Origin of the sequence: Gilliamella sp. Nev5-1, assembly GCF_001690895.1 — a bacterium.
GTDB lineage: Bacteria > Pseudomonadota > Gammaproteobacteria > Enterobacterales > Orbaceae > Gilliamella > Gilliamella apicola_C.
On the sequence record NZ_LZHO01000007.1, the window covers coordinates 19006 to 31674 of the forward strand.

Annotated in this window: 11 protein-coding genes and 2 pseudogenes; 10 read left to right on the forward strand and 3 right to left on the reverse strand. The window is 37.1% G+C overall.

All coding sequences use genetic code 11. From position 1 onward, the window contains the following. Positions 1 to 254 precede the first annotated feature (254 nt). Together A9G41_RS01150 and A9G41_RS01155 are read left to right on the forward strand one after the other, a co-directional pair. Positions 255 to 848 carry a UbiX family flavin prenyltransferase gene (locus A9G41_RS01150; RefSeq protein WP_065567101.1) on the forward strand — a complete coding sequence of 198 codons (594 nt, stop codon included), beginning with the start codon at positions 255 to 257 and terminating at the stop codon, positions 846 to 848. Between the two features lie 21 nt (positions 849 to 869). Then, complete coding sequence (locus A9G41_RS01155) at positions 870 to 1310, forward strand: hypothetical protein (RefSeq protein WP_065582984.1); 441 nt, start codon at positions 870 to 872, stop codon at positions 1308 to 1310. Positions 1311 to 1747: 437 nt separating this feature from the next. On the opposite strand, the gene A9G41_RS01160 is transcribed toward A9G41_RS01155, so the two are convergent. Beyond that, complete coding sequence (locus A9G41_RS01160; RefSeq protein WP_065582983.1) at positions 1748 to 1945, reverse strand: hypothetical protein; 198 nt, start codon at positions 1943 to 1945, stop codon at positions 1748 to 1750. Between the two features lie 64 nt (positions 1946 to 2009). Here A9G41_RS01160 and A9G41_RS01165 point away from each other — a divergent pair, with 64 nt between their 5' ends. From A9G41_RS01165 to A9G41_RS01180, 3 genes and pseudogenes are all read left to right on the forward strand, one after another. Further along, complete coding sequence (locus tag A9G41_RS01165) at positions 2010 to 2948, forward strand: hypothetical protein (RefSeq protein ID WP_143425383.1); 939 nt, start codon at positions 2010 to 2012, stop codon at positions 2946 to 2948. A 526-nt stretch (positions 2949 to 3474) separates the two neighbouring features. Beyond that, positions 3475 to 4731 carry a hypothetical protein gene (locus A9G41_RS01170; RefSeq protein ID WP_179854668.1) on the forward strand — a complete coding sequence of 419 codons (1257 nt, stop codon included), beginning with the start codon at positions 3475 to 3477 and terminating at the stop codon, positions 4729 to 4731. 851 nt (positions 4732 to 5582) lie between these two features. After that, positions 5583 to 6731, forward strand: a pseudogene (locus A9G41_RS01180) (IS3 family transposase). On the opposite strand, the gene A9G41_RS01185 reads toward A9G41_RS01180, so the two are convergent. After that, positions 6718 to 6909 carry a hypothetical protein gene (locus A9G41_RS01185; RefSeq protein ID WP_065582980.1) on the reverse strand — a complete coding sequence of 64 codons (192 nt, stop codon included), beginning with the start codon at positions 6907 to 6909 and terminating at the stop codon, positions 6718 to 6720. The pseudogene A9G41_RS01180 and the gene A9G41_RS01185 overlap by 14 nt on opposite strands. A gap of 223 nt (positions 6910 to 7132) precedes the next feature. Between A9G41_RS01185 and A9G41_RS14605 the strand changes: the two genes are divergently transcribed. The 3 genes from A9G41_RS14605 to A9G41_RS13765 are packed head-to-tail and all read left to right on the forward strand — an operon-like array spanning position 7133 to position 7798. Then, a complete protein-coding gene (locus tag A9G41_RS14605; RefSeq protein WP_255307310.1) occupies positions 7133 to 7255 on the forward strand; it encodes a hypothetical protein in 123 nt (40 codons plus the stop codon). Further along, positions 7255 to 7449, forward strand: coding sequence for a hypothetical protein (locus A9G41_RS01195; protein WP_065582979.1), 195 nt, complete (start codon positions 7255 to 7257; stop codon positions 7447 to 7449). Before A9G41_RS14605 ends, A9G41_RS01195 begins: the two co-directional genes overlap by 1 nt. Beyond that, positions 7409 to 7798, forward strand: coding sequence for a hypothetical protein (locus A9G41_RS13765; RefSeq protein WP_141675244.1), 390 nt, complete (start codon positions 7409 to 7411; stop codon positions 7796 to 7798). Before A9G41_RS01195 ends, A9G41_RS13765 begins: the two co-directional genes overlap by 41 nt. 295 nt (positions 7799 to 8093) lie before the next feature. On the opposite strand, the gene A9G41_RS01205 is transcribed toward A9G41_RS13765, so the two are convergent. Continuing rightward, positions 8094 to 8729: a hypothetical protein gene (locus A9G41_RS01205; protein WP_065582977.1), complete on the reverse strand. Its 636-nt coding sequence runs from the start codon at positions 8727 to 8729 to the stop codon at positions 8094 to 8096. 731 nt (positions 8730 to 9460) lie between these two features. On the opposite strand from A9G41_RS01205, the gene mgtA reads away from it, so the two are divergent. Together mgtA and A9G41_RS13770 are read left to right on the forward strand one after the other, a co-directional pair. Continuing rightward, the gene (gene mgtA, locus A9G41_RS01210; protein ID WP_065582976.1) at positions 9461 to 12169 is read left to right on the forward strand and encodes a magnesium-translocating P-type ATPase; all 2709 of its coding nucleotides are present in this window, start codon (positions 9461 to 9463) and stop codon (positions 12167 to 12169) included. A 336-nt stretch (positions 12170 to 12505) separates the two neighbouring features. After that, positions 12506 to 12669: pseudogene (locus tag A9G41_RS13770) on the forward strand (IS5/IS1182 family transposase); the annotation flags it as partial.

Here is a 12669-nt window from a genome sequence, read left to right on the forward strand (position 1 = left end):
GCCAAAATCTGATGTTGGTAGCCATCAATACTGCTTAATAACTTAACCTCCGCTTCTTAATTTATTTATTATCAATGTATCAATAAAGTTAAGAATCACCTGCTGTCTACTTGATTCGCTACGCATATATAGGTATAGTCACTATCCTTGATAGCTGGCTTTAATATCGCTTGTTATGAGCAGTATAATGTTATAAGTTGACTGTTTAATAATTAATGATTTTATCGCAATTGGATATTAATACAGGAATAGACATGACAACGCGTCGAATAATAATTGGCATTAGTGGTGCAACAGGAATTGCTTATGGAATAAAAGCGTTAGAGCTATTAAAACCAATGGACATCGAAACTCATCTTGTTATTTCTAAAGCAGCACAAATAACAAGTGCATACGAAGTTCCTAACATGAATATAAAACAAATCGAAGCACTTGCGGATAAAGTGCATTCCATTAACAATATTGGTGCTGCAATTGCTAGTGGCTCTTATAAAACAATCGGCATGCTAGTTGCTCCTTGCTCAATGCGTTCATTATCGGCGATTGCTAATAGCTTGTCAGATAATTTACTGACTCGTGCTGCTGATGTCGTATTAAAAGAGCGACGTCGGTTAGTCTTAATGATTAGAGAAACACCACTTCATTTGGGGCATATTAAAAATATGGAATTAGTCACATTAATGGGGGGCGTGATATTTCCACCCGTGCCAGCACTTTATCAGCATATTAGTAGTATTGATGACATGATCACCCACAGTGTAGCTAGGGCGCTTGATTTGTTTGGCATGGACGTTCCATCGCTACCTCGGTGGGGTGAAGATCTGCACCTTAACGTTAAACCTGAATAACGTCAATCGAATCCAGAAAATATGCAAACGGATCCTAGAATTATTAAATTCATCAAAAAGCATCATGTATTATCGCTTCACGTCATCTTACCAGACAACAAACCATGGGCATGTAATGCCTTTTATGCCTTTGATGAACGTGTAATGTGCTTGTATCTCCTTTCAGAATTAAAAACTGAACATGCTAAAGCCATGTTAACATGTCCACAAGTTGCAGGCACAATTAGTCTGACACCTAAAACGGTTGCCCAAATTCAAGGCATCCAATTTCAAGCTCAAGCAATACAATTACAAAAAGAACAGGCCAAGCACGCTTATGCACAATATTATCAAGCATTTCCGTTTGCTAGAATAATAAAAGCACCAATTTGGTCATTACAGTTACAACGTGTAAAGATGACCAGTAATTTATTGGGATTTGGACGTAAAATCTATTGGAACCGAGAAGAAAAAGATAGTTAGCGTGGTTTTTATATTTTCTAAAAAATATCCATTCACCAATTTTATTTTTAAAAAACAAAATGTTACAAATGATTAGCAAAAAGAGTGCTCTCAAAAAACTTCAATAAAATCAATGTGTTTTCTGACTGATTCTTTGGTGCAAAATGAGCATATTTTTAAGCTACCCACTAATTGTTGGCGGATTGTAAATTGGTATCGAAACAAAAAACACTCTTCACGTTTTTCTACAAAAATTCCCCCCAAAACACTAGCCAAGATTCTTTTTAGCGGTTATACTTTCATCAACTAAAAAAACAAGCTCGCTAAGTGAGCAATCAGTTATAAAAAAGTTAAATAAAACAATAAATTACTTGACAGGTGGAATGTAATGCCGTATCATATTAGACACCAGACACCAGACACCAGACACCAGACACCAGACACCAGACATGGCAGTCCTATGTCTTAAATCTTTCAAATAATGCTGCTGGGCGAGATTTCAGCCTTAGTTCATTCATATCTTCGAAGTTATCGATTAAATTACCCTCAAAACTTGCCACAAAAGTCCTGCTAGCGTTGTCGCTGTTGTTATTATTGCTATCTTCACGGGATTTGTATGCATTATCTCGTGACAATAATCGCACTGATGCAATCATGCTGCCACCAGCGCCCTTTGTTAAGTTTGCAAGGCCAACTTGGGAAAGTAATGAGGCGGATAGTATGAGGCCTCCCGCTCTACCTGGCATATGGAGAGAAGAATTTGATAATATCAACTTTACCAACTGGGCGTGGGATGATGAGGTCTTTAAAGGCGGATTTTTTGTTCGAAGTGTTGATCCCTCATCATATAATTTGAACTTTCCAAGAACGGGGATGGATGGTCTATATTTTTATTTAGATATAGCGGGAGTTGATCCCAGCACGTTAAATTGGCCACCAGTCACGCATGGCGGTATAACAGCCACCGTGAGTTTTGTACCTCCATATTCAAGAGACAATTATAATCTAAATGCATGGGAGTTTCTTGGAGGTATCAAGGTGAAATTAAGAGGACCAGCGGCGACCAAAGATCAAGTACTATCAAGCGCTCCAGCATCAGTAACCCTGCCAACCTTACCGCAGACATTCGAAATAGTGGGTTATGATAGCGATGGTAAGGCGGTAATTAAATATGGTTTTGAATTGCAAAAGTGGTTTGTCTTTCGAAAATGTTATGGATACGATGGTTGCTACATGACTGTTGATGGGAATCGAGTAGCGTTAGGGCAAAAAGAACACGCCGATTGGTGTGATAGTATAGGTTATCGAGTGCCAGCAATAGAAGAGCTGACTAACGCGCAATGTGAAGATAATCCGTGGGGGTACGATCCATGGTATCACGCTAATTTTCCCTGCAATTTAGGAATAGATAGTGCCACACCACATTCACCTAATGAATTTGCCCAACGAAACATAGGACCATTCATTTCTGAGTGGGGCTATCTCAGATTCGCTGGTTGTGGCTCCAGATGTAATGATGAATATGTCTGGACTAGTGATTCTTTGACGACAACACGAGGTCGTCGTTTTTATTTTGTCGTTGCTCCCGAAGGTAACGTCACTTATGGTAGAAGTTTTGAGAATGATAGCTGGGTGACGGCTCTTTGCGTCAATCCTTAGTCTTGAGTATAGGAGGGGAAGGCCAAGGATAAAAGGGCAAAAGTACAATACGCCGCTCAAAAAGCTTTAAGCCAGCTTACAAGCTGGCTAAGTGTTTTTATTGCAAACAAAAGTGCTTTTCAATAAAACAACAAAAAGCAACGCAGTAACCCATAATCTCTCGCGAAAATATCAAGTAAAAACTTAATAAAATCAATGTTTTTTTACTGATTTTTAAGTGCGGAAATGTGCCCTTTTTTATCATCACTAATCTACTATTACCTTTCTCTTGGCGCCATAATATGCCAATAATCAATTAAATCTAAAATTAACAACAAAAACTTAAAGTTAAAAATAACGGATCTAACCCGCTTTAGCATGGTGACTTTCAATCACACTCCATGCATTAAAAAATTTACAAAAAATTAACAAAAAAACTAGCTAAATATTTTTGAAAGACTATAATTTCAACGTTAAAAAATAAGTTCACTTAGTGGGCAAAAAGTAAAAATGAAACGAAAATTTACTTTAAAGGTGGAATGTAATGTTGTATCATTCTAGACATCGGCACTGGCAGCCTTGTGCCATATATCTTTCAAATAATGCTGTTAGACGAATTTTTAGCCTTAGCTCGTTTATATTTTCGAAGTTATCGCTTAAATTATCCTCAAAATTTGCCGCAAAAGTCCTGCTGGCGTTGCCACTGTTGTTATCATTGCCATTTTCATGGGATTTGTATGCATTACCTCGTGACAATAATCGTACTGATGCAATCATGCTGTCATCAGCACCTTTTGTCAGGTTTGTAAGAGCAAATCCAGAGAGTAATGTAGATAATGAGGATGAGTTTGCCCCCTCTCCCTTGCCTGGTGTATGGGTGGATAAATATGAACGCATGGATAACGGTGATGAATACTTTAGAGGTGGGTTTTATGTTCAAAGTACTGATCCTTCATCATATGAGTTGAACTTCCCATCTACGGGGCTTAATGGTCTACATTTTTATTTAGATATAGCGGGAGTTGATCCCAGCACGTTAAATTGGCCACCGGTCAGCCATGGCGGTATAACTGCCAGCGTGGCAGTATTACCTACAGATCCAAACAAGTTGGTGGATTTTGAGTCAGTTTGGAACGAAATAGAGTGGGCTGGAGGCGTTCAGGTTACTTTAACAGGTCCAGTAGCGACCGAAAGTCAAGGAGGCTCGGATAACCCAGGTCCAGTAGCCAAGCCAACTTTGGGCGAGGCATTTGAAATAGTGGGTTATGATGACAGTGGAAATGCGGTAATTAAATATGGCTTTGTCTTGAAAAAGTGGTTTGTTTATCGATACTCAATTGACAACTACCAACTCGTAGATGAGTATTCATCACAGGCCGCATGGTGTGATAGCATAGGCTATGGTATGCCAAGAATAAAAGATCTTACCAACGCGAAATGTAATGTTGATCCTAGCGTGGATGATGATTGGACTCATTGGGATTTTAAGAATTTTGGCGTTATGTTCCCTTGTCGCCCTAGATTAGAAAGTGCTAAACCACATTCATCAATTTATTTCGCCCAGCGAAACATAGGCTCATTTTTTCCAGAGTGGGGATATCAGGATTCGTATTATGGAGTCATGTCGGCGTCAAGGTCCGTTTGGACTAGTGATTTTGATTTATCAAAAAGTGGTAAGCTTAAGCATTTCTCCGTTTTAGTTGAAGGCGGAGTCTATCATGATTATTTTGATGGTAAGTATGTTTATGATAAGCACGAAGCCTTTTGCATCTACCCGCCTTCACCACCTCCGCCGCCTTTATAACACTAAACTTTTAGTAGGTAGGCAGGGAAGGGGGGGACTAGGGTGTTAGCTAAAGGATAAAAGCACCATGCTCTCGCTCAAAAAGCTTTAAGCCAGCTTACAAGCTGGCTTAAAGCTTTTATTGCAAATAAAAGCGCTTTTCAATAAAACAACAAAGAGCAGCGCAGTAACCCATAATTTTACGCAAAAACTTAAATTACACCATGAAGCGCAATTCGTCTTAACGGCTTAGAATAAAAGAATGCTGGCTTTTAAACTTATACCGTTTTCTTGGGCGTGAGTTCAATAAATATAGTATTTTCATTACCTGCCTGTTGTCAACAAGCGAAATGGCCGATGACTTAGGTATAAACTGACGGATTAAGCCATTGGTGTTTTCATTTGTGTCGCTTTGCCCGCTTTTATAAGAATCGCAAAGTATATGGTGGTATTTAAATAATATTCAATAGCACGATGATAATTAAATTAGGCTCCATTATCAAAGGTAGTGTTTTAACCGGCGTTAGTCATTTTGCTATCATATCTCTCGCTTCGGAAGCGGTGCGTTTATTGATGTGCTCAATTAATACTAGCACGGTTTTGCGTTCAACGAGCGTCACCAACGCTTGCTTGTCTTTACAGCTAATAAAATGGTATCTCCCTCCCAATGTCCTTGCAGTTTCAGGCTTTCAACATAACTTGGGTGTTGTTTAATTGGCCGTTTGTTTATATCGGCGACCTCCTTCAATGCTAGGCACCTTGCAATGTCTGTAGGTTTTACCTTTTCGCCTTAGATAAGGTTTGAATTGTTCATTAATAATTCAAGACACTCAATTAGGTGGTAAACTAATATCATCAAAATGAGGTGAATAATGACAACAAACCGACAAAAATTTACAGTAGAATTTAAACGAGATGCAACGGCACTGGTAGTTGAGCAAGGGTACAGCGTACAGGAAGCCTACAGAGCAATGGGGGCGAAACAACAATGTGCCGTTGGGTTGCTCAGTTAAAGTCAGAGTTTGATAGCTATACCATAAATCAAAGGCACTAACCCGTGAGCAACAAATGATTCAAGCCATGGAGACAAAGATAAAACAACTTGACTTGGAGAAGAAAATACTAAAAAAGGCTACCGCTCTCTTCATGTCGGACGAAGACAAAAATATGCGTTGAGCCATCAGTTAAGCGAGCAATACCCAATAAATATTGTCTGCGCATTATTTGCAGTATATTGAGCAGCATTTTATAACTCTCGTTTGCGCCCGGAAAACAAAATCAGGCAACAACGCCGGCAACAGGTTGAAATCCTCTTCAAACAAAGTAGAGACTCAGTAGGCAGTCGAACGATAACCACAAAACTGAACCAGTAAGGTATCAAGATGGGGCGTTATAAAGTGAGAAAATTAATTAAAGAGGCTAAATTATACAGTAAGTAACCCAAAGCAAGGCATTTCAACCGTGCAACCAAGGAGCAATTTGAACTGCTCAATAAGCTATCACGGAACTTTAACCCGCCTAGTCCAAATCAGGTATGGACAAGTGATATCACTTATATTTGGGCGGGTGGCAGGTGGATTTATTTGGCGATAGTAGCCGATTTGTACGCTCGGCGGGTAGTGGGTTATAGCGTATCAGATAAAGCCGATAATCAATTAGTGATTAGTGCATTAGACATGGCTTGGCCTTTACGAGGTAAACTCAAAGCTTTAATGTTCCATTCTGACCAAGGTTGCCAGTATTTATCAGCTGCATTCAGGCATCGCCTTAGTCGTTATGGAATAGTGCAAAGTGTTAGTCGTCGTGGTAATTGTTGGGACAATGCGCCCACTGAACGCTTGTTTCGTAGTTTGAAAAGTGAATAGGTTTCCGTGGGTGGTTATCGTCGTTTAGCTGAAGCCAAGTAAGACATATTCTGCTACTTATTCAATTATTATAACCAAAGGCGACCACATACTTTTAACACCGGTTTACCGCCGACTATTGCAGAACAACCTAAATTTGTGTTTAAAAATACTTGACCACTACAGAAACATGCTCTGGGTTGTAATAACGCATTAGGTATTTTTCAACTTGATGCCATACCGAAGCTACTATCGGCTTACCATTACCGCTGTTTTTTCGCCTTTTCACCGCTTCATATGCTTGATTATATTTTGAGTTTCTTTTTATCTCACAATCTATTGTCGAAGGACGCATATTGAGCCGCTGAACTGTAACTATCCCCTAAAATAGTACAGCAAAAAGTAGAAAATTCTCTATGATAAAAGTAAAAGAGGATTCAATGATGAAAAAAATGACTGAAGATCAAATCGTAGCTATTTTAAAAGAAGCTGAATCAGGTATTCCTGTCAAGGAACTCTGTCGTAAATAGGGCATGGGTAATTCAACTTTCTATAAATGGCGGGAAAAATAGGGCGGTATGGAAACTTCAGACATCAAACGTCTAAAAGAACTTGATGCGGAAAACCGTAAGCTTAAACAGATGTTTGCTGAGCTAAGTTTAAAATCACAGCGCCAGGAAGAAATCATAAAAAAGCTTTAGTGCCCACAAAGGCACGTAAAACGTGGGCACAGCAACTACAACAAAATCATTCAGTTACTATTGCTATGAGTTGTGCCATTGTTGGCTTAAGCCGTTGTGCTTACTATTATCAAGCTAAGTTACAGGATGATTCGGTGATTGTTTCGGTGTTGAATGTTATCACAGGCCGGCATTTACGCTGGGGCATTTCCTAAATGCTTTAATCGTAATCTCAGAGTAAAGCGCAAAAAACGCATTCCTCCACGAAGCCCAGAAAGGCTATTGGTTCCTAATAAACAAGGTGAATGTTGGTCAATGGATTTTATGAGTGATAGTAGCTATAATCAACGTCGCTTTAGGACATTCAATGTCATTGATGACTTTAATCGTGAGGCATTAGGTATTGATATTGCAGTAAGCTTACCGGCAGGGAGAGTTACCCGTTATTTAGATAAACTGGCCGAATATCATGGTGTAACTATCTCTTTTTTATTATTTCCAGCTTGTAATAATATGAAAATCGGGTGTCGTTCCTTTCTACTTTCTTCACTTTACCGAGTTTAAAATTGCACTTCATGTTTTAATCCAGGAAAGTTAAAATAAATAGAGTTAATGGTTTTTTTGACGGCTTTTTGTTGTTTTTTAACAAGTTTACTTGGCGCTATGTAACCGGCATTTTTTAGTTAATAAGCATCGTTTTTTGTCGAATTGATATTATTGCTTATTAGCCTTTGTCTTTTTTCGATTATTTACCTTAAATATAAAAAGTGCTGGCAATTGGGTTAATTATTTTATAAAAATAGAAAAAGGGATAGAAATGTTTATCAAGTTGATAATAAACGGATTATTAATCATTTAATTAGCAATTTTTATCTTCAATTATTTTCGCTAGTTCATCGTTTGCTCTTTGTAAAAAAGCGTTGTCTTTTAGAATTAAAAGGTAGGTTTTGAATCGTTTTATGGGATCTACAGCAAAAAGAAACAGCGCGGTCACAATGATAAAGACTGTCAAAGTAGCAATAATGATATCAATTATCCAAGGTGAGCTTAGCATAGTAATAATATTAGCCAGCAATATAATAAATGCAAACACAAAGGCAATGCCACTAAATAACACTTCTGTAATTAAATATGGTTTAAGTGGTGTAATGTGGTTTTTATCGATTTTAAAATATTGCGTTAATAAATCTAATTGGGTGAGTTTAATTAGATTATGGGCATCAGCATTAATTAATGAAATAGCAATATTTTCTTTGTTGATATTGCCTGATTTATAAAAGCAGACTTTTTCCCAAATAAGTTTCTTTTTGATGTTATTTAAATAATCCATTTGATATTTTGAGTGAGGCACTTTTTCTAAAATATCGGCATACTTAATGATATTATCAAAATTTTCATTTTTAGTTCGTTTTTTGTAGATAAATGCAACCAAAGACAGAACAAAGATAATTACCAAATTGAACCAGTTAGCATAAAGTAATTCAGAAGGGTTCATTTAACATATTCTCGTTAATTTATCGTAGTGTGATTGTAACTTATATTGGATAAGAGCGGTATCGATTCTATATCATAATGTAAATAAAAAAGCCCATAAGTGTTGTTTTTTAGTAAATGCCGTCCTTTTGCTATTTTATGGGTTGACATCTGTTTGCTAAAGGCGTATAAATTCCCCCGCCTTTTAAGCTTTTCTTTCTTTTTAGCTATTACATAAGTTAAAAATAAGAGTAAAGAAAAGTTGAAATACAAAGTGTAGAGTTCAATTTACAGGAGAAATATGGACACTCAATCGGATCACCCCAAAATGTGGGGCGATAAATTTAAACACATCATTATCGGTTAATGAACCTGTCTGAATCATCATTTTTTCAGTTCACAAACCGAAATTGATAAAACGGTAACGGTGAACGATATGCATTTTTTTACACGCTATCACACAAATTCAAAACATCAATGCGCGCAAGGCTTAATACTGCGTGTTTTACACCTTTCAGAAAAACACTTAGAACCACCGAGTTGTATCTAAATTCTTAATTAATTCTATTGGCTAATTTAATGCTCAGCATTGGCTGTACAAATTAGCAGCACAAGTTAGCTGCAAAAAATAGCTTATGGGCTAATTTTGTTATGCACTAAATTTTAGCTTATCACAAAATTCAATTACTTATCGTTACTTGGCAACAATGAGTAGGCATACTTTTGCCAAAATTATGAATATAGGTACGTAAGATGACAAAAAATACATCACAACATAAAATACAAAATAGTGTAGATATCAAAGCTATCAATGAAGCTCAAAGTAGCCTCGATAGTATTTTATCTAAATTTCAATCAAGCCTTTCAGGTTTAACGCAAGAAAATGCAAAATCAAGAATTGAAAAATACGGTAAAAATGAAGTCGCACGAGAAAAAGTCCCCTCAATTTTAGTGCAATTATTAATGGCATTTAATAACCCATTTATATTTGTATTATTAGCGTTGGCCTCTGTTAGTTTTGTGACTGATTTCTGGTTGCCTTTGCAAAATGGCGAAGAAACGGATTTAACAGGGATTATTATTATTCTAACAATGGTGTCACTGAGTGGATTATTACGTTTTTGGCAAGAATTTAGATCAAACAAAGCTGCTGAAGCGTTAAAGTCAATGATTCGCACAACAGCGACCGTGTTGCGCCGTGCACATAAAGATATAAGCCCAGAACGCATTGAAATTCCATTAAGTGAAATTGTTCCCGGTGATATTGTTTATTTATCTGCTGGTGACATGATCCCAGCGGATATTCGATTGATTGAGTCGCGAGATTTATTTGTTAGCCAAGCTGTTTTAACGGGTGAATCAATTCCTGTTGAAAAGTACGATACATTAGGTGCAGTTACGCAAAAAACAACTGATAATATTGAAGCATCCAATATTAGTAAAGATAATTTACTTGATGTAAATAACATCTGTTTTATGGGAACTAATGTCGTAAGTGGCACTGCGACGGCTATTGTCGTTGCGACTGGCGCCGATACACATTTTGGCTCATTGGCAAAATCGATTGTAGGATCTCGTGCTGAAACCTCGTTTGATCGGGGGGTTAATAGCGTTAGCTGGTTACTTATTAGATTTATGTTAATTATGGTGCCAATCGTCTTTTTTATTAATGGTTTTTCAAAAAATGATTGGGGTGATGCTGCACTTTTTGCTTTAGCGGTAGCTGTTGGCTTAACGCCTGAAATGTTACCAATGATTGTGAGTGCCAATCTGGCAAAAGGTGCTGTTGGCATGGCAAAGCGCAAAGTGGTTGTTAAACGGTTAAATGCCATTCAAAATTTTGGTGCAATGGATATTTTGTGTACCGATAAAACTGGTACTTTAACACAAGATAAAATCATTTTAGAACATCATCTTGATATCAATGGTCAAGTTGATTCATCGGTTTTAGAACTTGCTTGGCTTAACAGCTATTATCAAAGTGGTATGAAAAACTTGATGGACAAAGCGATCATTCGTTTTACTGAAGAAAAGACCAATATGAAAAGGGTTGGGGTTGGTTTATATAAAAAAATTGATGAATTACCGTTTGATTTTGTGCGTCGCCGTTTATCAGTTGTTGTACAAAATGGTGGTGATAACCATTTAATGATTTGCAAAGGCGCAGTTGAAGAAATGTTATCTATAGCTAGTTATGTTTATGAAAATGGTGAATATTTACCATTAGATGACAACCGCAAACAAGCGTTAATTGCTTTAGCTCATGATTATAACAAAGAGGGTTTTAGAGTTTTAGCTGTGGGTGTTAAAGATATTCCCGCTAGCGATACAAAAGCGCAATACACAGTACAAGACGAAACTGCATTAGCAATTCGTGGTTTTTTAACCTTTTTAGATCCCCCAAAAGAAAGTGCGCTTGAAGCCATTTCGGCATTAAGTGAACATGGTGTGGGAGTTAAGGTATTAACAGGCGATAACGAAATTATCACCATTAAAGTGTGTCGCGAAGTCGGTTTAGAACCAGGTGTTCCGTTGCTAGGCACTGAAGTTGAAAAAATGGACGATACTGAACTGAAAATACAAATCGAGCAACATACTATTTTTGCTAAATTAACGCCGTTGCAAAAATCAAGAATTATTCGATTATTGCAAGAAAACGGACATACCGTTGGCTTTTTAGGTGATGGTATTAATGATGCACCAGCATTACGTGATGCGGATGTTGGTATTTCGGTTGATACCGCAACGGATATTGCCAAAGAATCCGCAGATATTATCCTGCTTGAAAAAAGCTTAATGGTATTAGAAGAAGGTGTAATATGTGGACGTGAAACTTTCGGCAATATCATGAAGTATTTAAATATGACAGCGAGCTCGAATTTTGGCAATATTTTTTCAGTATTAGTTGCTAGTGCGTTTTTACCATTTTTACCTATGCTAGCAATACATTTACTAATTCAAAACTTGCTGTATGATATTTCACAACTCTCATTACCATGGGACAAAATGGATGATGAGTTTTTACAAAAACCGCGTAAATGGGATGCGCTAAATATTAAACGTTTTATGATTTGGATTGGACCAACATCATCTATTTTTGATATTACAACCTATGCACTAATGTGGTTTGTTTTTAGTGCTAACAGTGTTGAAGCGCAATCACTATTTCATTCAGGCTGGTTTATTGAAGGGTTGTTATCACAAACTTTGGTTGTGCACATGCTGAGAACACAAAAAATTCCATTTGTGCAGAGCACAGCTGCATTTCCTGTGATTGTGATGACCTTGTTAATTATGGCTGTGGGTATTTATATCCCGTTTTCTCCATTGGGTGGATTAATTGGATTACAGCCATTACCGTGGTCATACTTTCCATGGCTTTTAGCAACCTTGTTTAGCTATTGCTGTGTTGCACAATTGATGAAACGTATTTATATCAAACGTTTTGGTCAGTGGTTCTAATTGTTAGAAACAGCTAGGCGATGTTAACATCGCTTAGCGATTTTAAAACTCATATAATAAAATCGTATTAAAAACTACTTTATTAGCCCTATAATTATAACTAAAAGGAAATAATCTATGAAAACACCACATAAAAATTTAATAATGTTAATTAAAAGCCGAAAACAAAAAAAGACACAGCAGCAATTACAAGCTAAATAATTAGTGCAATGAATTAAGTTTACATATAATAAAAAACCCCAAACTATTGGGGTTTCAGATTGATGACAAAGAACTCGCTTTTTGGCGAGTTCTTTGATCTAATAGAGAGGAGTCCGCTATAAGAGAAGTTCTTCTATGCTAAAAAAACCAACTCCAGCGACACCAGAAAAAATAGAGCAAATCTCACTAGATGCGCTTGTCCCCCAAAATCATCTTGTTCGTAAAATAGCTAAAGTCATTGATTTTGAATTTATTCGAGAAGCGGTAGCACCACTTTATTGCCCGAATAACGGTCGTCC

Coding starts and splice junctions, on each gene's coding strand:
- A9G41_RS14605 (WP_255307310.1), top strand. CDS start 7,133: ATGGAAACTTCAGACATCAAACGTCTAAAAGAACTTGATGCGGAAAAC.
- A9G41_RS01150 (WP_065567101.1), top strand. CDS start 255: ATGACAACGCGTCGAATAATAATTGGCATTAGTGGTGCAACAGGAATT.
- A9G41_RS01155 (WP_065582984.1), top strand. CDS start 870: ATGCAAACGGATCCTAGAATTATTAAATTCATCAAAAAGCATCATGTA.
- A9G41_RS13765 (WP_141675244.1), top strand. CDS start 7,409: ATGTTATCACAGGCCGGCATTTACGCTGGGGCATTTCCTAAATGCTTT.
- A9G41_RS01160 (WP_065582983.1), bottom strand. CDS start 1,945: ATGATTGCATCAGTGCGATTATTGTCACGAGATAATGCATACAAATCC.
- mgtA (WP_065582976.1), top strand. CDS start 9,461: ATGACAAAAAATACATCACAACATAAAATACAAAATAGTGTAGATATC.
- A9G41_RS01205 (WP_065582977.1), bottom strand. CDS start 8,729: ATGAACCCTTCTGAATTACTTTATGCTAACTGGTTCAATTTGGTAATT.
- A9G41_RS01165 (WP_143425383.1), top strand. CDS start 2,010: ATGAGGCCTCCCGCTCTACCTGGCATATGGAGAGAAGAATTTGATAAT.
- A9G41_RS01185 (WP_065582980.1), bottom strand. CDS start 6,909: ATGCGTCCTTCGACAATAGATTGTGAGATAAAAAGAAACTCAAAATAT.